22 protein-coding genes and 1 tRNA gene are annotated in these 26189 nt (G+C 35.6%); 12 read left to right on the top strand and 11 right to left on the bottom strand.

Features of this window, described 5'->3' with window-relative positions; translation table 11 throughout:
* The first annotated feature begins 18 nt into the window (after positions 1 to 18).
* Both J4Q03_RS16735 and J4Q03_RS16740 read left to right on the top strand, forming a co-directional pair.
* On the top strand, positions 19 to 1464 hold the full coding sequence (locus tag J4Q03_RS16735) for an MFS transporter (protein ID WP_426049262.1): 1446 nt from the start codon (positions 19 to 21) through the stop codon (positions 1462 to 1464).
* Positions 1454 to 2512, top strand: coding sequence for a DUF3810 domain-containing protein (locus J4Q03_RS16740; protein ID WP_426049263.1), 1059 nt, complete (start codon positions 1454 to 1456; stop codon positions 2510 to 2512). The genes J4Q03_RS16735 and J4Q03_RS16740 overlap by 11 nt, the downstream gene beginning before the upstream one ends.
* 396 nt (positions 2513 to 2908) lie before the next feature.
* On the opposite strand, the gene J4Q03_RS16745 is transcribed toward J4Q03_RS16740, so the two are convergent.
* The 4 genes from J4Q03_RS16745 to J4Q03_RS16760 form a co-directional block, all read right to left on the bottom strand.
* Positions 2909 to 3769, bottom strand: a complete 861-nt coding sequence (locus J4Q03_RS16745; RefSeq protein WP_426049264.1) for a thiopeptide-type bacteriocin biosynthesis protein — start codon at positions 3767 to 3769, stop codon at positions 2909 to 2911.
* The gene (locus J4Q03_RS16750; protein WP_426049265.1) at positions 3770 to 5830 is read right to left on the bottom strand and encodes a lantibiotic dehydratase family protein; all 2061 of its coding nucleotides are present in this window, start codon (positions 5828 to 5830) and stop codon (positions 3770 to 3772) included.
* Between the two features lie 125 nt (positions 5831 to 5955).
* Complete coding sequence (locus J4Q03_RS16755) at positions 5956 to 8163, bottom strand: prolyl oligopeptidase family serine peptidase (RefSeq protein WP_426049266.1); 2208 nt, start codon at positions 8161 to 8163, stop codon at positions 5956 to 5958.
* Between the two features lie 66 nt (positions 8164 to 8229).
* Complete coding sequence (locus J4Q03_RS16760; RefSeq protein ID WP_426049267.1) at positions 8230 to 8421, bottom strand: hypothetical protein; 192 nt, start codon at positions 8419 to 8421, stop codon at positions 8230 to 8232.
* A gap of 192 nt (positions 8422 to 8613) precedes the next feature.
* Here J4Q03_RS16760 and J4Q03_RS16765 point away from each other — a divergent pair, with 192 nt between their 5' ends.
* From J4Q03_RS16765 to J4Q03_RS16790, 6 genes are all read left to right on the top strand, one after another.
* Positions 8614 to 10314 (top strand): helix-turn-helix domain-containing protein, encoded by a 1701-nt coding sequence (locus tag J4Q03_RS16765; protein ID WP_426049268.1) that lies wholly within the window; start codon positions 8614 to 8616, stop codon positions 10312 to 10314.
* A 206-nt stretch (positions 10315 to 10520) separates the two neighbouring features.
* Complete coding sequence (locus J4Q03_RS16770; RefSeq protein WP_426049269.1) at positions 10521 to 10700, top strand: hypothetical protein; 180 nt, start codon at positions 10521 to 10523, stop codon at positions 10698 to 10700.
* Between the two features lie 532 nt (positions 10701 to 11232).
* On the top strand, positions 11233 to 12741 hold the full coding sequence (locus tag J4Q03_RS16775; protein WP_426049270.1) for a vitamin K epoxide reductase family protein: 1509 nt from the start codon (positions 11233 to 11235) through the stop codon (positions 12739 to 12741).
* A 97-nt stretch (positions 12742 to 12838) separates the two neighbouring features.
* Positions 12839 to 13024, top strand: a complete 186-nt coding sequence (locus J4Q03_RS16780; RefSeq protein WP_426049271.1) for a bacteriocin-like protein — start codon at positions 12839 to 12841, stop codon at positions 13022 to 13024.
* Between the two features lie 81 nt (positions 13025 to 13105).
* Positions 13106 to 15298: a peptidase domain-containing ABC transporter gene (locus J4Q03_RS16785; protein WP_426049272.1), complete on the top strand. Its 2193-nt coding sequence runs from the start codon at positions 13106 to 13108 to the stop codon at positions 15296 to 15298.
* A 40-nt stretch (positions 15299 to 15338) separates the two neighbouring features.
* The gene (locus J4Q03_RS16790) at positions 15339 to 16637 is read left to right on the top strand and encodes an HlyD family secretion protein (RefSeq protein ID WP_426049273.1); all 1299 of its coding nucleotides are present in this window, start codon (positions 15339 to 15341) and stop codon (positions 16635 to 16637) included.
* Between the two features lie 311 nt (positions 16638 to 16948).
* Here the strand turns inward: J4Q03_RS16790 and J4Q03_RS16795 are convergent.
* The 7 genes from J4Q03_RS16795 to greA form a co-directional block, all read right to left on the bottom strand.
* A tRNA-Met gene (locus J4Q03_RS16795) sits at positions 16949 to 17022 on the bottom strand.
* 44 nt (positions 17023 to 17066) lie between these two features.
* Entirely contained in the window at positions 17067 to 18359 is a 1293-nt protein-coding gene (locus J4Q03_RS16800) for a TlpA family protein disulfide reductase (protein WP_426049274.1), read from the bottom strand.
* 61 nt (positions 18360 to 18420) lie between these two features.
* Positions 18421 to 18642: a signal peptidase gene (locus J4Q03_RS16805; protein ID WP_426049275.1), complete on the bottom strand. Its 222-nt coding sequence runs from the start codon at positions 18640 to 18642 to the stop codon at positions 18421 to 18423.
* Positions 18643 to 18647: 5 nt separating this feature from the next.
* Entirely contained in the window at positions 18648 to 20588 is a 1941-nt protein-coding gene (locus J4Q03_RS16810; protein ID WP_426049276.1) for a T9SS type A sorting domain-containing protein, read from the bottom strand.
* A gap of 75 nt (positions 20589 to 20663) precedes the next feature.
* Positions 20664 to 21851, bottom strand: coding sequence for an ATP-dependent Clp protease ATP-binding subunit ClpX (gene clpX / locus J4Q03_RS16815; RefSeq protein WP_426049277.1), 1188 nt, complete (start codon positions 21849 to 21851; stop codon positions 20664 to 20666).
* Between the two features lie 59 nt (positions 21852 to 21910).
* On the bottom strand, positions 21911 to 22300 hold the full coding sequence (locus J4Q03_RS16820) for an HIT family protein (RefSeq protein WP_426049278.1): 390 nt from the start codon (positions 22298 to 22300) through the stop codon (positions 21911 to 21913).
* A gap of 53 nt (positions 22301 to 22353) precedes the next feature.
* Positions 22354 to 22824 carry a transcription elongation factor GreA gene (greA, locus tag J4Q03_RS16825; RefSeq protein ID WP_116011920.1) on the bottom strand — a complete coding sequence of 157 codons (471 nt, stop codon included), beginning with the start codon at positions 22822 to 22824 and terminating at the stop codon, positions 22354 to 22356.
* 110 nt (positions 22825 to 22934) lie between these two features.
* Here greA and J4Q03_RS16830 point away from each other — a divergent pair, with 110 nt between their 5' ends.
* From J4Q03_RS16830 to J4Q03_RS16845, 4 genes are all read left to right on the top strand, one after another.
* Positions 22935 to 23390 carry a hypothetical protein gene (locus tag J4Q03_RS16830; protein WP_426049279.1) on the top strand — a complete coding sequence of 152 codons (456 nt, stop codon included), beginning with the start codon at positions 22935 to 22937 and terminating at the stop codon, positions 23388 to 23390.
* 2 nt (positions 23391 to 23392) lie between these two features.
* The gene (dtd, locus tag J4Q03_RS16835) at positions 23393 to 23842 is read left to right on the top strand and encodes a D-aminoacyl-tRNA deacylase (protein WP_426049280.1); all 450 of its coding nucleotides are present in this window, start codon (positions 23393 to 23395) and stop codon (positions 23840 to 23842) included.
* A 123-nt stretch (positions 23843 to 23965) separates the two neighbouring features.
* Complete coding sequence (locus J4Q03_RS16840; protein ID WP_426049281.1) at positions 23966 to 25618, top strand: S8/S53 family peptidase; 1653 nt, start codon at positions 23966 to 23968, stop codon at positions 25616 to 25618.
* Positions 25619 to 25733: 115 nt separating this feature from the next.
* Positions 25734 to 26126: an ACT domain-containing protein gene (locus J4Q03_RS16845; RefSeq protein ID WP_426049282.1), complete on the top strand. Its 393-nt coding sequence runs from the start codon at positions 25734 to 25736 to the stop codon at positions 26124 to 26126.
* Positions 26127 to 26189: the final 63 nt, after the last annotated feature.

Raw genomic sequence — 26189 nt, forward strand, 5'->3', positions numbered from 1 at the left:
GCGAAATTTTTAACAAACATGTCAAATTATTCTAAACAAACCAATTGGGGACAGTTTATTCCCTTGGTTACTGTGTTTTTTTTCTGGGGATTTGTTGCGGCAAGTAATGACATTCTCATACCAGTTTTCCAAAAGGCCTTTAAATTAAGCCAGACTGAAAGTATGCTCGTACAGATTTGCTTTTATGTAGCATACACCGTAGGTTCTTTAATTTATATGGCTGTTTCAAAAGGTTTGAAACAGGATCTTATTAATAAAATAGGTTACAAAAACGGCCTTATTTTAGGTCTCCTTATTTCTGCCTCAGGGACTTTATTGTTCTATCCGGCAGCTAATATGGCATCGTTTCCGTTAATGATCTCCGGCCTCTTCATTGTAGGGCTTGGCTTCTCATTACAGCAGATTGTTGCCAACCCGCTGGCTATTGAAGTAGGACCTACTGAAACAGGATCCCAGAGGCTTACAATGGCTGGAGGAATTAATAACCTTGGGACAACCATCGGACCGCTTATTGTATCATTTGCTATTTTTGGTGCCGCGTCTGCAGCCAATACAGAAGCTAGCATCGAAAGTGTAAAAATCCCTTATCTGATGCTGGGAGTTGCATTTGTGCTGGTGGCAATCATGCTTAAGTTCTCTTCTCTTCCTGCAATTACTCCTACCATTATAGAGGATACAGACGATGTTATTCCGGGAGATCACAAAAAATCGGCCTTTCAATACCCTCAGCTTGTGATGGGTATGATCGCAATTTTTGTATATGTAGGTGTAGAAGTTTCTACAGCAAGTAACCTTCCTGCCTATATGGAAAAAAGCTTAGGTTTCGAAACCAAAGATGTAGCACCCTATATTTCCTTATACTGGGCTTCATTGATGATTGGACGTTGGACGGGTGCGGTAGAAGCATTTGACCTGAGTGCCGGCTTCAAAAAGATCCTTAGATTCCTTGCCCCTTATCTTGCATTCGGTGTATTCTTGTTGGTGAATGCGATTGCAAAGCATGATCTTTCTCCATTCTACGTGTACGGTGCTGTTATCATTGTGATGATCATCTGTGACATTATGAGTAAAGGAAACCCTGCGAGAATGCTTTTGATCTTCTCTGTAGCAGGTATAGCTGCTCTACTGATAGGAATGTTTACAACAGGAATGGTATCCGTATATGCTCTTACCAGTGTAGGACTGTTCTGCTCTACCCTATGGCCTTGTATTTTTGCTCTTGCAATCAACGGTCTTGGGAAGCACACCAACCAGGGTTCAGGCTATCTGATCATGATGATCATGGGTGGTGGTATTGTAAGCTTTATCCAGGGGTATATTGCTGATAAGACCGATATCCAGTTCAGCTACATCGTGGGTGTAGTATGTTTTGCTTATCTTGCATTCTATGCAATCCGTGTAACGGGGATCTTAAAATCCCAGGGCATTGATCTGGATAAAATCTCTAAAGGCAGTGGGCACTAATACAACAAAAATAATATATAAGAAGAGATTTTGGGCAGGTGTATTACTTGCCCAATTTCTTTTGTTCTATGGCTTCTCCAAGTCCGGAACGATGATCTATTTCTTTGAACTTTTTTTTGAATATCAGAAAAAGATCCATCAGATACTTTTCAGCTGGATTCCTTTTTCTTTCGGAGATCTTATCTATATTCTTTTGGGAATTTTTATTTTGTACTGTCTTGTTTTATGTTTAAAAAAGAAAAGCAGAAACGGGGCTGTTTTGAAGCTTCTGGCTACAATTAATATCTTTTACTTCGTCTACCAGATCTTTTGGGGAATGCTGTATTTTCAGACTCCTGTCATCAAGAAGCTCTCCAGTCAGGAAGAACCTGAAATTAGCAAAGCAAAAACATTAGCCTTACGCTATTTAGAAAAATGCAAAGCTACCCGCCAATCGGTGCGGGAAGATAAAAACGGCATATTCATTATTACTGATCTTACCTCTATTCAGACAGAAATTTTATATCAGCAGACACGCTTACCGAAATATATATCGGATAAAAATGCTCCGAAGATCAATACTTTTAAGCCCAGCCTTTTTAAAAGTGTGATGAATTTCACCGGAATACTGGGCTATTACAATCCTTTTACAGCAGAAGCTCAGTATAATGCAGAGCTTCCCCATACCTTCATTCCGTTTACCTCTGCACATGAAAGCTCTCACCAGCTTGGTTTTGCCAGAGAGCAGGAAGCCAATTTCATAGGCTATCTGATGGGCGTGAATTCTAACAATACAGATCTACGATACAGTACTGAATATTTTACATTAAAAAGTCTTTTAAGATTTATTATTGAAGAAGATCCTGAATTTGTAAAATCAGTCCTCAGACAATATTCTCCTGCAATGAAAAGAGACCGGATGTACGAAAGAAGCTTTATTTTAAGACACCAGGGCTGGCTGGATGACTTTTTCGGGTTTACGAACAACCTGTTCTTGAAAAGCAACCAACAGGAAGGTGCGGTTACCTATTCTTACTTTATTGATCTCCTTTTAAACTACGAAAAGTAATAAACAAAAAAAGAATCGTATCAGGCGATACGATTCTAAAAACACAAATGATGAAAAAAAATTTATTACCTTGACTTGTTCCCTCATTCAAGGCGATGTAAAAGTACAATATATTTTATAAATACAAAAACATTTATATTGTTTTTTAAAACTTTAAGAAAACTTTATGACTTTTTAAGTTTTTTTGTGTTCAGTCTTGAAAATTAGAACTTTAACAAAAGACAACTTTCAATAATCAATCAGTATAAAAACTTAAATTAACCTAGCAAAAACCTACAAAACAAAACAATTGTTTAAAGATAAAATACTTATGTTTTTGTATTTTTTTCATAGCTATAAAATTAGAGTTATCTTATTCCGAATAAAGATATTTTTTAAATTCAACTCACTAATTTTTCAGATAAGTCTCTTTTTTGTCAAATCATTTTTAAAGGAAATATTTTTATAATATCGGAGCAGATAATCATAGATAATCATCTCGAACATTCGCTGGTTAGATACAAACATTCGGTTGATATTCATATGAAATATACTTTGAAAAAAAATATGCGCCGGATTGGGATAATATTTTAGTACATGTTGTAGCACATCTGAACAATTATTGATGTTTGTAATAATATCCTCGCTAAAAGGTAAATACTCATCCGTATCTGTAAATTCATCATATTTTGAGACAAAAGCTCTGTACTTTTTACCCAATACAGTATTAAGTCTCTTATCTGCCTTAAATTCCAGTTTAAAAGCACGATCAAATTCTCTAATCCAATCTAATTTTTCCTGAACGGATAAACCAAGATATTGTAAAGTTGTATCAATGTAAAAAAGAGATACTATAATTTTTTCTTCATCTTCAAAATGAAGATATTTATGAAGTATATAATCACTATTTTTCCAAAACAAAAATTCAGCATCTTGGATTGTTATTCCGCCATACCTTTCTATTTCTCTCTGATAGGTATCTAACACAAGTTCGGAAATCTCTCCTGAGTCAATAAAATCTTTCAAAGAGATTTTTATTAATGTAATGACCTTACTGAAGTTATCAAGATCTGAGAGTTCAAAGCGTATTCTCAAGTGGGGTTTTGGATCATTATAGCGTATAAAAAACCATTTCTTTATTAAGTTGTCATTCTGAAGCTTCTGTATCAGAGGCTTTACAGCTTCTTCCAGAATGATATCCGCAGTTTTTATTCCTGTATACAGTTTGATATACAGCCACTCACTTCCTGGAGCAAACTTTCTTATAATCTCTTGCATCTATGGGGTTTTATAAAGAGAAAAAACGAACTGATATGCAAAATCTTCTTTTTCGTTATAGAGAAATTCATTAATAATTATTGATTTCTTTAGAAGTATTGTTTCAATGAATAATTTTGAAGATACATAATTTTCAAGATTGAATATTAAAGTATTATCGCTTTGTACCCACTGTACCCATTGAGGAATTTGTCTTTTTCGCCGCCATTGCTTTAATGCAGATAAAAGCTGTTCTTTGTTATCAATGAATGTCGGTAACGGGCTGATTTCTTCTCGTCTGATCTTCCATTGGGCTTTTGAAAGGATTATATTTTGATATTCCACTCTGGGTAGAAAATGATAAATATTTTCAAGATCTCCCCAATTAAAACTTAGAGCAGGGCGATTATTTTGAGCATGAAAATCAGAAAGAAAATGATAGACTGGCAGCGAATTAAATGAGTAGTTATGCGCATTCGTCAGGTAAGGCTTAATTTCTTTATTCAATTTTTTTGAACGTAATATAATTTTATCATTCTTGACAGAAATCCACAGATCATCAATGGCAATTTGTTTTTCTTTTGACAATATGGAACGCCCAAGATAAGGAATTTCATAGTCTCTAAGTAATGGACGTCTGATGACATTTCCTATTCTGGCTTCAGGAAGATGAACAATTTCAGCTAATATTATATTGGGATTTTGTTCTTTCTCACAGTTTGCTATTGATTTTGTAAAGTTTTTTATTGCTGATTTTTCTGAACAGAATCTAGCCGACAGATTGGCAGCACTGCTTCCACCACTACTACTGAGATATAGTTTTTCCCCTTTTTCATCGGAAATTATTTCCGCCATCAACGACAATGTATCCGGAAGATCAGCCCATCGTTCTTCAAAATCCTTAAAATCATGATCATCGAGCTGAATAATATATCCTCTTTCCAAGGAACAGGCTTGTATTTTATGATTTAAAATAACCTGAACCGGACTTAGATGAATGTTGAGTTCGGGCTTTATTTGAATTTGTGGAATGAAGATATCGTCTAAATAAGAGTGGATTCCTTTTGTTTGATTCCCCTGGCTGTATCCAATTCCGATCTCTGTATCCATTACATAGGCTAGTGATACCTCTTCTGTTTCAAATCTTTCAGTAAAAGCTTTTTTAAATTTTTCAAAAATACTTTCTTGGGAAGTCAGTGTGAGCTTGTTTAAAAAAGCAACAGCTGTTTTTAATTCTTTTTTCCAATATACAGGCAGCTTATATTTATTCTGAAAATACAGATCTGTCTGAAACAGGTATTTTTGTTCATAGTCTGTGCTAAACGTTTTAATAGATTCTTCAATTTCTTTGTACAACAAAACTGGATTTACAATATTTCGATCTATTTCTTCCAGCTTTTCTTGAATAGAGTTCAGAACCTTTATCTGGCTCTGTGCTTCTACTTTTTTTAAAACTTTAATAATTACGTTCAGAAAATCGTCACCAGAAACATTAGGTTCTAGTTCACTGATCAAAACCTGATTTTCAATTAACTCATTAATAAATTCTGATGCATCTTCGTATGTGACTTCCTCATTGACCAGTACTTGAATCATTTGATCAATAGTACTTCCTGCTTTGCAGAAATTTAGAACTTCGTCCAATTCTACAGATCGATATGCTGATGAAATGATATATTCTCTTTTTCCTTCAGAGTATTCATATTCCAAATACCGAATCCGGTGCCCCACATTGTAAATACTGTTATTGGGAAAATAGCTTAGCCTGTTCTTTATTTCAGTAATTTTAGACAAACTTTCCGCCAGTCCCACTAAAAAATGCATATCCAGTTTTGTATCCCTGGTATACTCTCTATCGAAGCTATCAATAGTTGTATCATAAAAAATACCTAAGCCAATACCTGAAAATAATCCGAATGGTGTACAACGATGACTCATCCGGTTATGGTATTTTCTGATTGTATCTTTCAGCTTTTCAATTTTCTTTGTTGGAAAACTTTTGTCGGTATGTACCCATTTTTCAACCTCTTCATAAAGGTAAGGAGATGCAAGATAAATGGCCTCCTGAAATACAGGATCCATACAAAACTCCTTCAATTCATCTTCTGAAAATTCATCATATTGTGCCTTTTTCAGAAAATCTTTGAGTGAAAACAGGGATGATCGGAAAATATATTGATCAAAAAATTGGTAAGGGAAACGGGGCATTATTTACGGGGCTGGTCTTTAGGTTGGTAGTCGGGATGTCCCAACTGCCAAAAGGCAAATGCAAAGATATCACTTAGATTGGAATATCGCTGAACAGCCGGAATATCTCCACCGTGCCCGCCTTCATAATCTACTTTCAAAAGTATAGGCTTGTCAGAGGTATTATTTACCAATAATTTAGCCATAAATTTAGTAGACTGCCAAGGAGTAACTCTTGGGTCATTAATTCCTGTAGTAATTAAAACAGCAGGGAATTTAACTCCTTTTTTAATATTCTGATAGGCATCCATTTGGAATAAATCTTTAAATTCGTTCAGCTTATTTACTGAACCAAATTCCTGTACCGAGGTTTTACCAACTCCACCCAATTCATTTCTTAGCGCATTTAAAATACCTGATTCTATTATGACAGCACCAAACAAATCCGGTCTTTCAATCATTGCCATTCCGTCCGTAATTCCTCCTGCACTACCGGCCCAAATTGCTATTTTCTTTGACGATGTATATTTTTGGGTGATTAAATATTCTGTACAAGCAATCAGATCTTTCCACGAGTTGGGTTTCTTATTTTTTTGCCCGTCGATATGCCAGTTGGTTCCTTTTTCACCGCCTCCTCTTATATGAGGAACAGCAATTACCCCTCCCTGCTTCGCTAATAATAAATAGCTAATGGCAAAGAAGGGATAAAACGATTCTCCATAAGCTCCATAACTTTGCATGAGTACAGGAGCCGTCCCATCTCTTTTGATATTCTTATTGTAGATTAATGACAAAGGAACTTCTGCACCATCATAAGATTTAACGGTAATTTCTTCTACAGTAATATCTTTAAATTCAGGATATTCAACTGCAGGAACAAGATTTTCAAGAGTAAATGTATTTTTCTGTAAATCATACCGGAACCGCTGTTCCTGATTGACCCAACCTGAACAACTTACCCATATATCTGAAAAATCCTTCCCTTTTGTTTTTAGATTAATATCACCAGATACGTAGGGAAGTTTTATAGATGTTTCGGTTCCTTTGTTATAGAAATACAATTTGGCTTCAACACCATTTTTTACTGTTACATAATAGATCCCATCTTTCGTTATAACGTGACTTTTGAATACTTCATCCTTCTTCTCCGGTACTAAAACTTCGGGATTCTTAAAATCGGGATTTTTCAGATTGGTTTTACACAATTTATAATTAGGAGAATTATATCCTGATAAAAAGATGATCTCCTCACCTACTAATCGAATAAAGTAAACCTTATCCTCTTTATTGTATAATGGTTTCCAATTTTTCTTTCCTTTCAGAAGTTCATCTTTCTTAATAATAAATGTTTTTCTGTAATCCTCGGCATCTACCAGCATGCCGATATAATATTGATCTTCAGGATTAAAAACCAAAATAGCAGGATACTTTTCTTCTGAAATTTTCAGCTCAGGATTGTTGACATTTGAAAAAACATCATTTAATTTTTTAGGATCCTGGCCAATTTTGTACAGGACAGATTGAGTATTTTTATTGAGATGTTCAGATAAAGGATCTATAACCGGATAGTGAATATAAAAAAAGCCGGAATTATCTTCAAGCCAATTAATCCCTGCAATACTGGAAGGGTCTGCGTTGGTAATAGTCTCAGAACTTATAGATTTAGTTTTAACATCAATTACAATTACTTCTGACAACTCTTTTCCTTTTTCGGATAAAGATATTGCCACTTTGCTCCCATCCCAACTGGGACTTATGAGATTAATAATAAAATCATGTCCGGTTTCTGAATTATCCTTTTTAAATGATGAACTGAAATTAACAGGATCATAGAGAAGCTCTTCTTTTCCCGAAAAACCTTCTCTATAAAACGCCCTGGCAATCTTCTCATTCCCATATTTTTTTAAATAGAAATACTTATCTCCAGCTGTAATTCTTAAATTAGATATTGAATAGCCCTGTCTTTTATCCAGTTGTAGTCTCTGGACCATGTAATAATCTCTATTTGGAATCTTACTTAGAACAGAATTGGAATAACTCGTTTGAGATTTCATCCAATTTACCACCTCAGGATCCTGAAGTTTTTCTAAATTTCTGTATTCATCAACTATTTTAGTATCAAAATAGTCATCAATAACCGGGACAGAAGGAGCCAAATAAGTAGACTGAGCTATTAATAAACAAGAAAAAAATAAGATAGGAATAGTAGTTATTCTATTTTTTATCATAATTCAGAAATTACGGGTTCAATTTTATTGAACAATAATAAGAAATTGAAAATAGATTTGAAAATACTATTGAGTAGGAAGCTGGCCGCCACCTTGGGGTTTACTTGCGTTTTCAGGATTTGTACACTCAACTCCTTCAAAACCTTCAGTACCTTGCAGTAAAGTAAGACCTCCATATATTTTTCCTGGATTAGTTACTTTGGCCATTTGTAATTTCTTTAATGATAACTTTTTCTCACTCTTGTTTTCTTTTTTCATTGTATGTAAGTTTAATTTTAGATAACAAAGAAAACGATTTTTTTATTACTGCAGATGATTTCACTTTATAGATTCATGAATTTAACAATATAAACTGCACTATAACAAATAGTTAAAAATAAAATCATAAATAAAGAAGGAAAATTAAATTTAGAAACTAAAATGAATATTTTTGTAAGATAATTATCCACGATGACGAGATTTAAATATTATATATTCTTTTTGTTTATCAATTTAGTTTCCGCTCAAAAGAATTCTATTAATTCCTTAAAAGAATATACATATACGGATCTTCAAAAAAAGTTTTACGAGTATGGTAAAATAGAGAAAACTAATGAAGCTAAAAATCTTGCTAAATATTACCTACAAAGGGCCAAAAAGGAAAAAGATAATGATCAAATAGCAGAGGGATATGTCTTGATGCACTTTAACGAAAACCTTCCAAATGCTTTAAAATATCTTGACAGCCTTGCAGTCATCACAAAAAATTCAACGAAAAATACTTATCCTGCAAGAGTGTATTTACTAAAAGGCAATGTATTTTTCAATTCCGACAACCAGGTAAAGGCCTTAGAAAACTATATTCTGGGATTAAAATATGCTAAAGAAAAGGAAAATAAAAGGCAGATTGCTATTGCCGATATCAGTATTGCAAATCTTCACAACTATATAGGAAAACATCACGATGCGATAAAAACATTGAAATATTATCTGCATAATGCTGATTATTTATATGAATCTGAGCTTCAGGATATTCATCTAAATCTGGCCAGCTCTTATCAGGACATTAATAAAATAGATTCTGCCAATATTCTAATCAAAGAAGGATTGCTTTCTTCAAAAAATGATGAGTATCTCCACAATAAATATTTATCTCTTTTTGGATTATCCAGTTTAAAACAGAAAAATTACAAGGTTGCTATTGACAGCCTGAATAAAAGTACTAGCTTCTTTTTGACCAAACATAATGATATGGCTCTTAATTATGCTCTGATGTATCTGGGACAGGCATATGCCGGAGCAAACCAAAAAGAGAACGCTGTAAAAAACTTCATCAGGATAGATTCTGTTATACAGAAAACAAATAATACTTTTCCGGAGCTTCGTGATGTATATACCTATTTAATAGATTATTATAAAGAGAAAAATGATAAAGAAAATCAGCTTTATTATATCGAAAGATTTTTAAAAATAGACAAAATCCTGGATTCTCAGCTTTGGGTTTTATCGAGGGAACTCCCTAAAACCTACGATACTCCCAACTTACTTAAAGAAAAGGAAAGCATTATTAAAGATTTAGAGTATAAGCGGGTCATTTTATATTGCTCAATCGGTCTTCTTATTGCAATACTTATACTTCTTGCCTACCTTTATTCTAAGTCTAAGAAAAAAGAAAAAGAACATAGAAGAATTGCCCAGGAACTTATTCAGAAAGTTCATGAAGACCAAGGTGCAACTGATCATCACAAAGAAGATACTCTTACTGAGATACCACTGGAGGAAGTTAAAGATAAGAACGTGAGCATTATTTCTCAGGATCTAACTCAAGCTATCTTAAAAGAACTTGAAATTTTTGAAACTAAAGAGCATTTTCTCAATAAAGGAATAACGTTAGGCAGTCTTGCAAAAAAAATCAAAACCAATTCTAAATATTTGTCTGAAATCATTAATACCCAAAAAAGAAAAAATTTCGCGGGGTATCTTAATGATCTCCGCATCGACTATGCTATCACCAGACTGGCAAAAGATAAAAAATTTCGTTCTTATAAGTTCCCTGTTATAGCCGAGGAGCTAGGATATAATAATGAGCAGGCATTCACTTTAGCATTCAAAAAAAGGACAGGAATTCCACTTTCTTCCTATTTGAAAGAAATTGACAAAGTGGAAGAATAAAACCTAAAACAACAACAACAATTTGAATATCTGATAATTAACATTTATTAATTCATAAAAACATCTCATAATTTTATGAATTTATAAATCATCTTCTTGGATAATTACCCTCATTCCCACATCTTTGTTCCAGGTAAAAACACAAATTTATTCTTTTGTATGTGTACAGTACAGAATGTAAATCCAAGAAGCTGAAAGAACTTTCCATGAATGATAATCAGGATATTGACAATAAGTTTAAAGACTCAGTTCTAGAAGTGATTGAAATATATGCTCCTTTTTATCAAGCTGTTGATCAATCCTCTTTTCAGATTCTCAATGAAACCACTTCAAGAATTTATAGTTTTATTTTTACAACTGTAAAGAAATTGCTTTTAAGACCATAGAAATATTTGGATTTAGTATTAACTTTAGCCATGAAAACATTAAAATATCCGCTTGCGGAAAAGTAGATCTAAAATATTTCACCACCAATCTCTCAAAAATTCTTGAAGCGGTCAATCATAATTCATGCTTTACACAAAAAAATAGGAATTAATATGTACGGTAATATAAAGAACTGCCCTCTAATGTCCGAAAGTACCGGAAACATTTATGAATTAACCCAGAAAGAAACATTAGAAATACCTGGCTTTAAAAATATTGGAATCTCACCAAAGATCATATGAAGTGTGTAAAGACTGTGAATTCAGATATATCTGCACAGACTGCCCCACTTACCTGAGTTGATAAAAAGCTAAAGAACACCTAATTTTTAAAAAAAGATACACCTGATAAATCAAAACTAAAACATTTTTTTTCTTTAACAAATTATTGATATTCAAATCAAATCCACCAACACATCCTTATATCTCACCATTAATAGAAAAAAAATTTGTTTTTTTAAAACATCTACGTATTTTAGTTAAAAATATTACTATGATTTTCGACAAGCTAATTAACTATCTAAAACTCGATAAACAGGAATTTTCTTTCCAGTTCAATTCTCACCCCAACTATCCTTCAGCATTGGCTTTTAGCGATACGCTTAACTTTATGGGCGTAAAAAATGATGCTTACGAACTTGATAAGGAATATTGGGACGAGCTGCCGGAAGAGTTTATCGCGATCGTAGATAACTCCTTTTCTCTGGTAAAGAAATCTGGAGCCAGTTATTCGGTTTATTCTGAAAAAGCTAAGACACTTAATAAAGAAGAACTTCATAAAAAATCAACAGATTTCGTCCTGCTTTTTGAAAAGACTGAAAATGCGGAAAGTAAGGCGGCGTTTGATTTTAAACCTCTTCTGTATGTTGTTTTTGCAATCATTCTGGGCTATTCTTTTTTCACCCAAACAATATTCGAAGCTATTTTTAATGTTCTTTCCCTGGCTGGAGTCTATATTTCGCTGGAAATTTTCAACCAGAAATTCGGAAGTACTTCTACAGTAATCGGAAGTATCTGTGGAGATACCTCTGCCAAACAGACTACCAATTCATGTGACAAGATCATCAAACAGGATAAAACAAGTATTCTCGGTTTAAAGTTCTCTGATTTTTCTCTGATTTACTTTACAGGGCTTGCTATACTGGGGATTTTTTTACCGGCGACAGCTTATATTGTGAAAGGGTTTACACTTGTTTCCGTACTGGCCATTGCCTATTCATTATATATCCAGGCTTTTGTAGAAAAGACTTTCTGTAGAGTATGTCTTCTGATTATTTCAATTTTGATCGGGCAATTAGTGCTTAGCATTCTGTTCTTCCAGAGCACACCGTTCAGTATAGGGATACTTTTATTAACAGCTGTTCTGTGGATTCTTGTTTTCTCTGCTGTTTTATATTTCAGCAACATACTTTCCCAAAAAGAAAGTCTTCAGAAATCAAACGCTAAAAACCTCAGATTTAAAAGAAACTATGAACTTTTCAAAAGCCAGCTTTTAGAAAATGAAAAAATAGAATTCCAGGATACCGAGACTTTCGTATTGGGAAATAAAGACTCTAAGCTTCGTCTTTCCATCGTCTCCAATCCTTATTGTGGTTTCTGTAAAGACGGCCATAAGATCATGGAAGGACTTCTTGAAAAATATCCTGATGATATTTCTGTACAGATCCGTTTCAACTATTCTCCGGAAAGAGCTGATGAGAAATACACCAAATTACTTTCAGCCTTTAAACATATGTATGACAACAAACCTCAAAAAGAATTTTTGAAAGCTGTTGAAGAATGGTTCGAGACCAGAGATGAAAACAAGATCGTTTCTCTGTCAGGATCGGCTGCAACAGAAGATTTGACGCCATTTATTGAAATAACGAAAGATAATAACAATTCCGGTTTAAACTTTACCCCTATTTTCATTCTGAACGGACACCAGTTTCCGGACAAATATGATCGTGAAGATATTTGGTTTTTCGTTGATGAATTAATGGAAGATGAGGACTTTCAATAAGAATCTTTTCGGAATTGAAAAATTCACTATCTTAGGAAAAAATAAAAGCGGATTCTGAAAAGCTTTAAAGAGTAGGAAAACAAAACTTAATAACACCATGAAAAATCTGAAGAAACTTTCAAGAGAAAACTTGAGAATACTTAGAGGAGGAATCACCGAAGAATGTGCCCGTATTCAGTCTTCCGCCAGCTACTGTGTTTTTAAAACGCAGGGCCAGTGCTCAGCAGCTGATCAGGAAATGTTCATCTGTGTCAATGCATGCAATAAATGGTGCTATTATTAGCCGATGATTAGTTAAGTATAACAATGAATAAAGTAAAAAATGTCGTCATATCGTGACGGCATTTTATAATGAGTATAAATTTTGAAGAAATTTCCCTTTTATAAACAGCCGGATGCTAAAGACTGCGGACCAACCTGCCTTAGAATCGTAAGTAAATATTACGGCAGAAGTATCTCTCTGCAGCAAATCCGTACACTTTCTGAAACGACCCGCGAAGGAAGCAGCCTTTTAGGATTGAGCGATGCATCAGAAAATTTAGGATTCCGTTCTCTTGGAGTCCAGATCGATTTTAATACCCTTGCAGAAGAAGTCCCCTTCCCATGCATTGTTCACTGGAACAAGAACCACTTTGTTGTAGTCTATAAAATTGATAAAAATAATAAAGTCTATATTTCAGACCCGAGTTACGGACTGATTACCTATACCCGCGAAGAATTTATTAAATTATGGATCGGGGAAAATGCCAACGAAAATACAGAAGAAGGAATTGCCCTTATTCTTGAAACAACACCCGCATTTTTCCAAACGGAGTTTGACGCGACAGAAAGTAAAGCCAGTTTTTCTTTCCTTTCGAAATACCTGCTCAAATACAAGTCACTTGTTATACAGCTTGCCGTAGGTCTTTTGGCTGGAAGTTTACTCTCGCTTATTTTCCCGTTTCTTACCCAGAGTATTGTAGATGTCGGGATACAGAACCAGGATCTCAACTTTATTTATGTTGTGCTTCTTGCCCAGGTTATGTTATTCTTAGGGAGAATGGGAATTGAAGTGATACGAAGCTGGATCCTCCTCCATCTTTCCGCAAGGATTAATATTTCTATTATCTCGGATTTCTTTATCAAACTGATGAAGCTGCCTATAAGCTTTTTCGACACCAGAATGACGGGAGATATCATGCAGAGGATCAACGATCACCATAGAATAGAACAGCTGTTGACAAGTTCCTCGTTAAATACGCTTTTTTCACTTGTCAACCTGATTATCTTCAGTATTGTCCTGCTGTTCTATGATTACAGGCTTTTTATTGTTTATCTTGTAGGAGCAGCTTTATATATCGGATGGATCAGTTTCTTCCTTAACAAGAGAAAAGAACTGGATTATAAAAGATTCTCTCAGGTTTCACAGGAGCAGAGTAAAGTTATTGAGCTGATCAACGGTATGCAGGAAATTAAAATGCACAATGCAGAAAAGCAGAAACGTTGGGACTGGGAATTCTTACAGGTAAAACTGTTTAAAATCAGAATAAAATCTCTCTCTCTGGAACAATGGCAGTCTGTAGGAGGAAATTTCATCAACCAGATGAAAGATATTCTGGTAAGTTTCCTTTCTGCTAAATTGGTTCTGAGTGGCAACCTTACTCTGGGGATGATGCTTTCGGTGCAGTATATCATTGGACAGCTGAACAGTCCTTTGCTGCAACTTATTGATTTTATCAAACAGACTCAGGATGCTAAGATTTCCCTGGAAAGATTGGGCGAGATCCATGATAAAGAAGATGAAGAAGACAAAAATGAGCAGTATGCAGGAGAGATACCTCAGAAAGACATTGATGTCAATAATATGTCATTCAGGTACATTGGGTCTGATGTTCCTGTATTTGAAGATCTCAGCCTTACCATTCCTTACCAGAAAACTACAGCTATCGTAGGCGCCAGTGGAAGTGGAAAAACTACTCTTCTGAAACTTCTGATGAAATTTTATGAACCTAATTCGGGAGAAATTAAGCTTGGAAATACGCAGTTACGAAATATTTCTCCAAGATTCTGGAGAGATCATTGCGGAGTAGTCATGCAGGAAGGCTATGTTTTCAATGATACCATAGCCAATAATATTGCGGTAGGTGAAGACCACGTTGACAAACAGAAACTGAGGCGCGCCGTTGAAATTGCCAATATCAAAGATTTCATAGAAAGCCTTCCGTTAAGTTATAATACAAAGATAGGAAACGAAGGTGTGGGAGTCAGTGGCGGCCAGAAGCAGAGACTTTTCATTGCCAGAGCGGTTTATAAATCTCCTGAATTTATCTTTTTTGATGAAGCTACTTCTGCTTTGGATGCCAATAATGAAAAAGTGATCATGGAGAATCTGGAGCAGTTCTTTAAAGGGAAGACGGCAATCGTAATTGCCCACAGATTATCAACAGTAAAACACGCCGACAAAATTATAGTTTTAGATAAAGGCAAAGTGGTAGAGGAAGGAAGCCATGCTGAATTGGTCTCCCTAAGAGGAGAATACTACAGACTGGTTAAGAATCAGCTGGAATTAGGAAATTAATAATATCCTCCCTAAATACAGGGAAATTCTATTTTACAACATGAAAGAAGACATCTTAGATAACATAGAACTCCGCTCTGAAAGTGTTCAGGACATTCTCACGCAGCCTCCTCATTGGATGATACGCTGGGGGAACAGCATTATATTAATTATACTCCTGCTTATCCTTGTGATGAGCTATATCATCAAGTACCCGGAATTTGTTTCCGCCCCCGTTATTGTTACATCCCAAAATCCACCTGAAAAAATAGAAGCCAGAACCAGCTCAAAAATTGAAAAGATCTTTATTAAGGATCATCAGGAGGTTAAGAAAAATGATGTATTGATGGTGATGCAGTCTACAGCAAATTATAAAGATGTTCTGGAACTGAAAAAACTTGTAGATTCTATTTCTCCCAATGAGCTCAGCTCTTTTCCGATTGCACAGACATCCAGGTTCAAACTTGGCGAATTGCAGGGGGATTACAATAGTTTTGCAAAGGCTTTTCAGGATGAGGAACTTTTCACCAGACTTCAGCCTTACGCCCCGGAAAATATTGCAGCCAATCAAAGTATCTCAGAATACAGAGGAAGAATTGCAACCTTAAAACAACAGAAAAGCTTAGAATTAGCTAAATATGAATTATCAAAGAAAAGTTATCAGAGATCACAGGAACTTTTCAACCAGGGAGTAATTGCTTCCGTAGAACTTGAAAATGAAAAAATAAAATATCTTCAGGCCCAGCAGAATCTTGAAAATCTTAATATTTCCATATCTCAAATGGATGAAGGAATTTCCAATCTGAATAAAACTAAAAGCGGAACAGCCATTAATACGGAAAAAGACAAAATTACATACTCTTCACAGACTTTACAGCTTTTTGAACAGCTTCGCAAATCTTTAAAGCAGTGGGAACAAAATTATCTTGTTATTTCTTCCACTGATGGTATGGCCAGCTTTCAACAGTTTTTCGGAGAAAATCAATTCGTAAAAGTGGCAGAACCTATTCTTTCCATACTTCCTACAAACAAGGAAAAGCTGGTAGGAAGAATGTCTGTCCCTACTATTAACTCAGGAAAGGTAACTACAGGCCAAAAGGTATTGATTAAACTTGATAACTACCGTTTCCAGGAATATGGTATTGTAGAAGGAAAAGTACAGAATATTTCCCTGATTCCTGATGATAAAGGAAATTATTATGTAGATATCACACTTCCTAAGGGATTAAAAACAAGTTATAACAGAAATCTTACCTTTGATAAAGAGCTTAGAGGTAATGCAGAGATTGTAACACAGGATTTGCGGCTTATTGAGAGGTTTTTCTACCAGATCAGAAAATTACTGGGGTACCAAAGTTAATCTGCCCTTTAAACATATGAATAAAACCGTAGCCGTTATAAGCTACGGTTTTCTATTTATAATATTAATAGAGTTCGATAAAGTCTTTTTGATGTTGCCAGCCCGAAGAGTGAAGTTGAAGCATAATCGTAGGACAGTTTCACATTACTACTAACCTTGGCCAAAGTCCCGGAGTAAAAAGGATCCGAATTATGATAATGAATTACTGAAAACTTAGAGTAAATAGTTTTAATCCATCTTAAAAAAGTATAATAATTATTTTATTCAAAATAAAAAAGGGAAAGTAATATGTATTACTTTCCCTTCTATTGTAGCGAAGACGGGAATTGAACCCGTGACCTCAGGGTTATGAATCCTGCGCTCTAACCAACTGAGCTACCTCGCCGTTTTGGTGGTGCAAATATAGAAAATATTTGTTTACCACCAAAATTATTTTAGCTTAAAATATTCCAAAACATTACCTACATGGTCTGGCTTATTGATTATCTTATTGTTAGCATCTAAAATAAAATAGGTAGGCGTTGCATGAACATTATAGGTATCTACATAACTGCTGTTCCATCCTCTTAATTCAGAATCATTGATCCAAGGAAATGCAGCAATCTTCTGGGTATAGGAATTCTTATCCGTATCTAAAGACAGCCCGATAATCTGTATATTTTTCGCTTTTAAATCATTGTATTTTGCCAGAAGCTGAGGCATCTCGCTTTCGCAATGAGAGCATGTGGATGACCAGAAAACAATTACTTTCTTATCAGCTTTCACATCATACAGTGATTTTGCAGTTGTATTGGCCGGTGACTGGAATTTAACATTGGGAAATGCTGCCCCAATCTCCACGTTAGCATTGGATTTTAAAGTTGTGGCCAATCTGTCAGTGATGGTACATTTAAGGTTTTTTGCAAGTGTAAGATATTTGGTTTTGAGCTCTGCCATATCGTAGACATCAAAAATATCAATCAGCTCCGACAAAACGGTCTGTCCTCTGGGAGTTTCGACTTTTAAACGGTCTAAAAGGGTATCTACTGAGCCTGCCACATTGGTATTACCTCCTGAATTAAGATAGGAAACCAAAACTGGCCTTAAAAGCGAAGAAGATTCAAGCATGTCGTTGGATTTATCCAGGAAGTTGACAATATCATCCTGGCTGACCTTTTTAGCAGGATCTGTCGAGTTAGACAGAAATTTATTATAGTTGGTATTATAATAAGAAATAAATGGATGTTGGGCTGCATCAATACTGTTACTCATTCCGGAAAGTCTTTCCATCTCGCTTTTCAGCGCTTTTCCGAACTCAGTATTATCTTTATAATATTCTTTAATCTGCGCCAAAGCCGGAAGAATAAGTTCTTTTTTCTGAGAACCTTCCTGCTGCTTGCTCATCAGATCATTAACTTCATCAAGATAGATAACATCTTTGAGCTTATTATTCTGAACATCCATTTTAATACTTACATTTTTATTTTCCGAAACAAAGCTTACCGCATTATTTGAAGCCGGAAAATAAACCTTCATCATTCCCATATAATGGTTTGGATATTTGAAGGTCCATGTATTATTCTTGATCTGTTCTTTGGTAACGATTATATCTTTCGAACCGTTTAGTGTATATAGAATGGCATCCTGATCTTTGAATTCTGCAGGAGCCTGAATTGTAACAGTAAACTGAGCCTGCAAAGAAAATGCAGTTAATACTGCAGATAATATATAAATCTTTTTCATAAAGTAAAAATAAAAAAACTCCCTGACTAATCAGAGAGTTTAATGTTATTTTAATAAAATTTTAGGCTTTTAGGCTCTTGAATTTCTTTGTATAGAATAAAATAAGCGCAATGGCAACTACAGACAGTGCATAAACATACATATCGATAGGTGATGCAACTCCTCCGGGGCCTACCCCGCCGGTACCACCATCTTCTGGCGCTGGTGGTATTTCATCTGCCGCCTTGACCAGTAGGGCACCAAAAAAGAAAAGAGCAAGTACTAGTTTATTAATAGTTTTCATAATATTTATTTTAAGATTTTAGTGTTAACAGTTTCTCCTTTATCAGAAACAATTTTTACAACATAAGAATTTTTAATCGCTCCATTCAGCTCAATTACAAAATCCGTAGATGTATTAACTGCTTTTTTAGAGATAACCAGTTTACCGCTCATATCATAAACTTCAATATCTGCTTTTTTCCAGTTTGGATCGAATCTAACAATGTAGTTGGTAATTTCTGGATTATATACCACCATTGTTCTTGAAGGTGTAGCAACCGTTTCTTTTGCAGCTAACACCACATTACTTGGCTCACCATAATATAAATCATAAGATGCAACAGCATTAGATGCAATACCATTTTGTGTTGCAGGCTGTAGAGTACCGTCCGATGCTTTATAGTAAAAGCCGATACCTGCAGATAATAAGTGAGTTCCTGCTGGAACTAACTCTCCATTTTCTCTTATTTCAAATTTGTAAGACTTAACTTTACCTGTATCATAATTTACAAGTTTAACATTCTTACCTTGAAAGTTACTTTCATTGGCTTCATTAATGTATAACCAATATTTAGCAGTATAGTTTGTATCATAACCACCAGTCAAAGCTTCTTCAAATGTACCGATGATGTTTTTTCCTGCCGTAGCCTGAACTGTAGTTGCTACAGAAGTCTGATGACCTGTAACAGCATTAGGTGAAACTACATAATAAGTTCTTGCCACTTCATTCCCTGAGGCATCTAGGCCAATTACTCCAAGCTGTTTTATTGTACCATCGATACTTTTCGCTCCATTTCTAGCGGCAGTAACACTGTAATCAGTAGTAGCAGCTCTAACAGTTGAGCTAAATCTTCTTAGGGTATTAAAATTTAATGTCTGGGAAGAATTATCTCTCAATTTCAAAACAAAAGTTTGCATTGGCTTGATGATCATACCAACATCTCCAACCGGAACTCCATTTACATCATAAGTCTGAATCAATGCTCCAGTACTATAGGCATTCCCTTGCGAGCCTACAACTACAGTTCCCGGGTCATATCTTACACCCCAGATATTTGTAATATAGTTTCCGTCATTAACTGCACCAACGCCTCCCGGTTCTTGCTGACCTATTCTTGATAAATCAAGGTTAGTTAGGAAAGGGTTTCCGAACTGGTAGATATTCTTACCATAAGTAAGAGTCCAAGGAGTAATTGTAGTTTCAAACTGATCCTGCAGGTAGGTATTGTACCTTTCATTGTATCCGTTGATACCAGTACCACCTGGCCCAAAATTAACATTCCCTGCATTCTGAAGAGTTGTAGCAGAAGCAAATGTTGCATAAGGACGACCATTAATAGTATGCATAGCGCTACTTACATCTAAGTTGTTATTGTTAGATCCAAGCATGTAGTACGCAGAACCATTACTGGTTGTAAGGGATAAATTTGGATAGTGATCAGCAATAGCTGCAGTATTGTTCCATTTTAAAATTTCGTTTTGGCTTCTTCTTACAGTGCCAAATGTTTTACCCAGTTCAGTGGATAAAGTACTCATGGTTTTACCAAAGAAAGGTAAACCAACTTGTTGATAATAATTTCCAGTACCATTCTTTTTGGTTCTGAATTCCTTACTTACGATTCCAGTAATCTGTCCTTGGCTTAAGCCTTCAACATATAGCTGCCCGTAAGTAGACACATCGTCAGTAGCTGTGGGAGTATTAAGTCTTAAAATGATATTTCCGCCATCGGTTTTATCTGCACCGGTAGCAGTAATTGTTTTAAAAGCATCTCCAGATACACCTACAACCATAACGTTTCCATGCACATCCAAAAGACCATTTCCTTTTGTTTGTACACCTCCACCGCTATAAACTAGGGTACCTTCGCTTACATACATATTAGCATTAGTGTCAACATGACATAGTATCTGCGCCTGAACAGAGTAACTAATTGCTAAAAGACCTATAGCAAATAAACTTTTTCTCATTGTATAAATTATTTGTGTGTTAATACAATCTTCACCCGCAAAGGTAAGATTTTTTTTTAAAGAAAAAAAAAAATCTTATTTATTAACAAAAATATTATCTTCAGTTAATATAATTTCTTTTTCTTCACCTATTGAAAACATATAGTCTTCCAATACCTTTTCGGTTGTTCCTCTTAAACCTCTGGCGCCCAATCCTTTTTCGATAGTCTCTTCTACGATCTTTTCAATAGCACCGTCGGTAAATACCAAATTCGTGCCATCCATTTTGAAAAGTTCCACAAACTGATTGATGATCGAGTTTTTAGGTTCTTTCATGATTCTTACCATGGTCTCTTTAGTGAGCTTATCAAGGTAAGTAATGATTGGAAATCTTCCTAAAAGTTCAGGAATTAAACCGAAAGAACGAAGATCGATTGCGTTAATATGGGTCAGTACATATTTTTCTTCATCAGTCTTATTGATTTTTTCTGAACTGAATCCTATGGCCTGTTTGTTCATTCTTCTTTCGATGATTTCTTTGATCCCGTCAAAAGCACCTCCGGCAATAAACAGGATATTCTGGGTATTTACCTGGATATATTTCTGATCCGGATGTTTTCTTCCTCCCTGAGGCGGAACATTCACAATACTTCCTTCCAGAAGCTTCAGCAGTCCCTGCTGTACACCTTCTCCGGAAACGTCTCTTGTAATACTTGGATTATCTGATTTTCTTGCAATTTTATCGATCTCATCAATAAATACAATTCCTCTCTCTGCCTTTTCTACATCATAATCTGCAACCATAAGAAGTCTTGAAAGAATACTTTCCACATCTTCCCCTACATAACCGGCTTCCGTAAGAATAGTAGCATCTACGATACAGAATGGAACGTTAAGCTCTCTTGCAATGGTTTTTGCCAGAAGAGTTTTTCCTGTACCGGTTTCGCCTATCATAATGATATTCGATTTTTCCAGTTCTACTTCTCTGTTTTCGTCCTGCGCGTGAAGCAGTCTTTTATAATGGTTGTATACCGCGATCGAAAGCTGCTTTTTGGCCTGATCCTGCCCAATCACATATTGGTTAAGGAATTCTTTGATCTGTTTCGGTTTCTTAAGTTCGTCTATATTGGCTGCAGGAGAAGATCCTGTTTTAGAAACGCTGTCTTTTACAATAACATGCGCCTGTTCGATGCAGTTCTCGCAGATAAAGCCACTCTGCCCGGAAATAAGCATCTGTACTTCATTTCTTTTTCTGCCGCAGAAAGAACACTGATTTGAATTCATACTATATAATATATGTTAAAGAAAATCGTAAAAAATTTCTTTTTTACGATTTTATGCTTTTAAGAATTAATAATTGAGTTTTGTATCTCTTTATATTCTTCGTCTGTTAATTTAAGTCTTTCATTTCTGAAGTTCATGTCTTCCATCTTGTTTAAGGGAATAAGATGGATGTGTGCATGGGGTACTTCAAGTCCTACAACAGCTACTCCCACTCTTACGCAGGGAACAGCATTTTTAATCTTTTTGGCGACCTGCTGGGCAAATCCCCAAAGGTTTTTATATTCGTCACTTTCCAGATCAAAGATCAGATCAACTTCTTTCTTAGGAATGACAAGGGTGTGCCCTTTCACCAAAGGCATGGCATCAAGGAGTGCTATGAAATTATCATCCTCAGCAATTTTGTATGAGGGAATTTCACCATTGATGATCTTTGTGAATATACTGCTCATTGTTTATAAAAGTTAGAAATTAGAAGTTTGATTCCGGATTATACTTACTTAGACTATAGAGTGATGTCTAATACTTCAAAAGACAGTTTGTTTCCGTTTGGCAATGTAATATCTGCCGTTTCGCCTATTACTTTTCCAAGTAATCCTTTTGCGATCGGTGTATTTACAGAAATTCTTCCTGTTTTAAGGTCGCTTTCATTATCCGGTACCAGTGTAAACACCTGCTCCTGATTGGTTGCATTGTTTTTAAGCTTTACTGTGGTAAGGATTGAAACCTTTGAAGTATCTAATTGACTTTCATCTATGATCTTGGAAGTTGCGATAATATCTTTCAGCTTGGAAATTCTCATTTCAAGCATTCCCTGAGCCTCTTTAGCCGCATCATATTCAGCATTTTCAGATAAATCTCCTTTATCTCTTGCTTCTGCGATTTGCTGGGTAATTTTTGGTCTTTCTACAGTTTCTAACTGTTCCAGCTCAGCTTTCATTTTCTCTTGTCCCTCCTTTGTTACATAGCTTGCCATAATTTTCAAAATTTAGGTTTGGTATAAAAAAATAATCCGACATTTGCCGGACAATGTTTTACGTGTTATAATCGTTTAACTTTTACAAATATATAAAAATTTAAATTGAAATGAAAAAAACTTTTTCAATCCTATCTATTTTAATACTACTGATTTCCAGTAATTTAACTATAAACTCATGTGGAAGCAGAGAAGACACCGTCAGCTGTTTCCCGAACAATCCTGTTAACGTAACCTTAAATCTGAATCTGCCCGCTTATAACAATCTCAACTACGATGGAGGCTGGATTTATGTAAACGAGCAACAGGCCGGAACAAGAGGACTGATTGTAGTCCGGGTAGGAGATACTTTTAAAGCATACGACAGGAATGCCCCTCATATTTGCCCTGATGCCAATACCACCCTTGAGGTTAAAGACAATATCAGTATTCTGTGCCCTAAAGACAATACCCGCTGGATTCTTAGAACAGGCCAGCCGGAGTCAGGAGCTGCCACTTCCCTGCCCCCTAAAACATATCCTTACAATTATGATCCTTCCACCAAAACTTTAAACATTTATTACTAGAAATGAAGATCGTTATACAAAGGGTTTCTGAAGCGCATGTAAAGGTAGATGGAAAGATTGTCGGTGAGATTGGGAAAGGGCTGATGCTTCTTACCGGGATTGATGAAAATGATGAAAAAGCAGATGCTGACTGGCTTGTCCAGAAGATCTTAAACCTAAGAATTTTCGGTGATGAAGATGATAAACTTAATCTTTCTGTGAAGGATATTTCGGGAGAAATCCTGTGCATCAGCCAGTTTACATTAATTGCAGATTACAAAAAAGGCAACCGCCCTTCTTTCATTAAAGCGGCAAAACCGGATAAAGCGATTCCTCTTTTCGATTATTTCAAAGAGGAACTGGCCCAATCAGGATTAAAAACCGAAAGCGGGATTTTCGGTGCAGATATGAAAGTTTCTCTGATCAATGACGGACCTGTAACGATTGTTATGGATTCGATTACGAAAGGCTGAAAATGACAGAATATGTGGCTAGAAATTTTTAAAAATTAAATCATTATTTTAATTTCACAAAAAAGTGATTAATATTTCTCATTAAAATTATATATTTGGTTAACAACCATTTAATATCATATTATGAGAACAAAAATTAAACTTTTCACATTATTTATTTTTATCTTTTTCTTTTCTTTCGGCCAGAAAAACGATAAGCTGAGCACTAACATTTATGTGTGTTTTTCAAAAGATATTCATTCTGAAAAAATAGCACTTGACAGAAATCCGGCATTAGCAGAATTTGTTAAAACAAACGAAATTTCATTCGTCAATGATCTTGGCTTCAGTGACAGAAAGCTTGATGAAATGATCCAAAACAGCAAGGCAAACGGCAATTCGGGTGAATCTGTTGAAAAACTGAAACGTATCTTTAAGGTGAATCTCCCTTTACACACTAATGAGGAAGCCGGACAACTGGCCCGCACCCTTGAAAGGTTTCCGGAGGTAGAATATGTTTCGGTAATGAGCAGCACGCCCATCGAGCCTCCATTCGTGAAAGCGTTTATCACTACTCCGGACCTGGAAAGCCTTCAGACTTACCTCAACGACAATCCGGGAATCAATGCAAAATATGCATGGTCCAGAGGAATTACAGGCCAGAATATTCGTATCCGCGATGTAGAATATGGCTTTTACAAGACCCATGAGATGCTTTCTAATCAAAATTCGATTCAACTTGAGCCGGGATATTCCCCGAATTCGGGATTATCGGGCAACAATTACCGGGACCACGGAACAGCTGTGGTCAGTATTTTAGGTTCTGTTAAAGATAATATCGGGCTTTCCGGAGCAGCTTACAGCGCCTCTGAAATCAAAGGATATATGGAATGGACGACTGTAGGCTACAACAGGGCCGCTGCGGTAAGCAGATCGATCAATGCATCGCAGGCCGGTGATATTATTTTATATGAAATGCAGACAGGCGGAAAAGATGGTCAGTATTGCCCAGCTGAATATGACAGTGTGATTTGGGACTTGACCAAAGCAGCGACAGATTCAGGAATTATCATCATTGCAGCAGCAGGTAACGGAAATCAAAACCTGGATGATCCTTTTTATGCCACCTATAATGCAAGAGGAAACAGCGGAGCGATCATTGTAGGAGCAGGTTCTCCCAATACTACCCATTCCAAACTAAGCTTCAGTACATACGGAAACAGAGTGGATGTACAGGGCTGGGGAAGTAATGTTTTAGCAGCAGGATATGGCTCATATCAAAAATATGACAACGATAATAACCGAACTTACAATTATTTTAGCGGAACAAGCTCTGCTACTCCTGTTGTAGCATCTGCGGCTACTTTAATTCAGTCTTATTACCACCAGGCTACAGGGCAGTATTTAAGTCCGGCTGCCATGAAAAACCTTTTAATATCTACGGGAATTCCTCAGGGTGGTACTGTTGCAGGCCAGAAAATAGGACCTTTTCCGAATGTAAAAAATGCCATATTGCAATTGGAAAGCAATTCCTTTCTTAAAACAAAGAAAACAGAGATCCCGCTTCCTTTAGAAATAAAGATTTATCCTAATCCTGTTACCAACTATGTTACGATTCATGGTAATGAGGGTAAAAAACTGGATTTTGAGATTATTAATATGTATGGACAAACCGTTGCAAAAGGCTCGGCAGCATCTGATGAAAAAATCAATACATCCAATCTGGCAGCAGGTCAGTATATCATCAATATTACTGAAGGACCAAGAAGAGTGGTTGAAAAATTCACTAAATTATAAAACAGCTAATACCGATTATTAAAAAGCAATCAAGCGGCCTACTTTCCAGGCCGTTTTGTTATTATATAAAATAGCTAAATATGTGTATCTTGTTTTCTTTTAATTTAAATAAAAAATGAACGGAGAAAAAGATTTGGCAAAGCTTTTAAAAAGTATGAAGCCTAAACACAATCCCGGTGATTATGTTTTTTGCACGCTGGGTAATCTAGAGAACTTTGACCTGACGAATGTTGAAATGTTCTTTAAGGAAGAGGAAGGATTTACCATTATTATTAAAAAGGAGATTGCAGAAAGATTGCACCTTGAATATTCTGTTATTATGTCGTGGATAACACTGACTGTACATTCTTCTCTGGAAGCAGTAGGATTAACGGCTGCTTTTTCAAAAGCTCTTTCCGAGAATGACATAAGCTGTAATGTGATAGCCGCCTATTATCACGACCATATTTTCATCAATAAAAAAGATACCGAAAAGGCCATTGGAGTACTAACAAAACTCTCAGAATAACCTGATGTATAAGAAATACTGTTAATCAACAAAAAAGGTTGTCTTTTCAGACAACCTTTTATT

This window comes from Chryseobacterium sp. NFX27 (genome assembly GCF_049887855.1).
GTDB lineage: Bacteria > Bacteroidota > Bacteroidia > Flavobacteriales > Weeksellaceae > Chryseobacterium.

What these genes read in the sequence shown, in the direction of transcription:
- J4Q03_RS16775 (WP_426049270.1), top strand. Translation starts at nt 11,233, where the DNA reads ATGATTTTCGACAAGCTAATTAACTATCTAAAACTCGATAAACAGGAA.
- J4Q03_RS16750 (WP_426049265.1), bottom strand. Translation starts at nt 5,830, where the DNA reads ATGGATCCTGTATTTCAGGAGGCCATTTATCTTGCATCTCCTTACCTT.
- J4Q03_RS16805 (WP_426049275.1), bottom strand. Translation starts at nt 18,642, where the DNA reads ATGAAAACTATTAATAAACTAGTACTTGCTCTTTTCTTTTTTGGTGCC.
- J4Q03_RS16840 (WP_426049281.1), top strand. Translation starts at nt 23,966, where the DNA reads ATGAGAACAAAAATTAAACTTTTCACATTATTTATTTTTATCTTTTTC.
- J4Q03_RS16735 (WP_426049262.1), top strand. Translation starts at nt 19, where the DNA reads ATGTCAAATTATTCTAAACAAACCAATTGGGGACAGTTTATTCCCTTG.
- J4Q03_RS16765 (WP_426049268.1), top strand. Translation starts at nt 8,614, where the DNA reads ATGACGAGATTTAAATATTATATATTCTTTTTGTTTATCAATTTAGTT.
- J4Q03_RS16830 (WP_426049279.1), top strand. Translation starts at nt 22,935, where the DNA reads ATGAAAAAAACTTTTTCAATCCTATCTATTTTAATACTACTGATTTCC.
- J4Q03_RS16780 (WP_426049271.1), top strand. Translation starts at nt 12,839, where the DNA reads ATGAAAAATCTGAAGAAACTTTCAAGAGAAAACTTGAGAATACTTAGA.
- J4Q03_RS16800 (WP_426049274.1), bottom strand. Translation starts at nt 18,359, where the DNA reads ATGAAAAAGATTTATATATTATCTGCAGTATTAACTGCATTTTCTTTG.
- J4Q03_RS16755 (WP_426049266.1), bottom strand. Translation starts at nt 8,163, where the DNA reads ATGATAAAAAATAGAATAACTACTATTCCTATCTTATTTTTTTCTTGT.
- dtd (WP_426049280.1), top strand. Translation starts at nt 23,393, where the DNA reads ATGAAGATCGTTATACAAAGGGTTTCTGAAGCGCATGTAAAGGTAGAT.
- greA (WP_116011920.1), bottom strand. Translation starts at nt 22,824, where the DNA reads ATGGCAAGCTATGTAACAAAGGAGGGACAAGAGAAAATGAAAGCTGAG.
- J4Q03_RS16745 (WP_426049264.1), bottom strand. Translation starts at nt 3,769, where the DNA reads ATGCAAGAGATTATAAGAAAGTTTGCTCCAGGAAGTGAGTGGCTGTAT.
- J4Q03_RS16760 (WP_426049267.1), bottom strand. Translation starts at nt 8,421, where the DNA reads ATGAAAAAAGAAAACAAGAGTGAGAAAAAGTTATCATTAAAGAAATTA.
- J4Q03_RS16770 (WP_426049269.1), top strand. Translation starts at nt 10,521, where the DNA reads ATGAATGATAATCAGGATATTGACAATAAGTTTAAAGACTCAGTTCTA.
- clpX (WP_426049277.1), bottom strand. Translation starts at nt 21,851, where the DNA reads ATGAATTCAAATCAGTGTTCTTTCTGCGGCAGAAAAAGAAATGAAGTA.
- J4Q03_RS16790 (WP_426049273.1), top strand. Translation starts at nt 15,339, where the DNA reads ATGAAAGAAGACATCTTAGATAACATAGAACTCCGCTCTGAAAGTGTT.
- J4Q03_RS16810 (WP_426049276.1), bottom strand. Translation starts at nt 20,588, where the DNA reads ATGAGAAAAAGTTTATTTGCTATAGGTCTTTTAGCAATTAGTTACTCT.
- J4Q03_RS16845 (WP_426049282.1), top strand. Translation starts at nt 25,734, where the DNA reads ATGAACGGAGAAAAAGATTTGGCAAAGCTTTTAAAAAGTATGAAGCCT.
- J4Q03_RS16820 (WP_426049278.1), bottom strand. Translation starts at nt 22,300, where the DNA reads ATGAGCAGTATATTCACAAAGATCATCAATGGTGAAATTCCCTCATAC.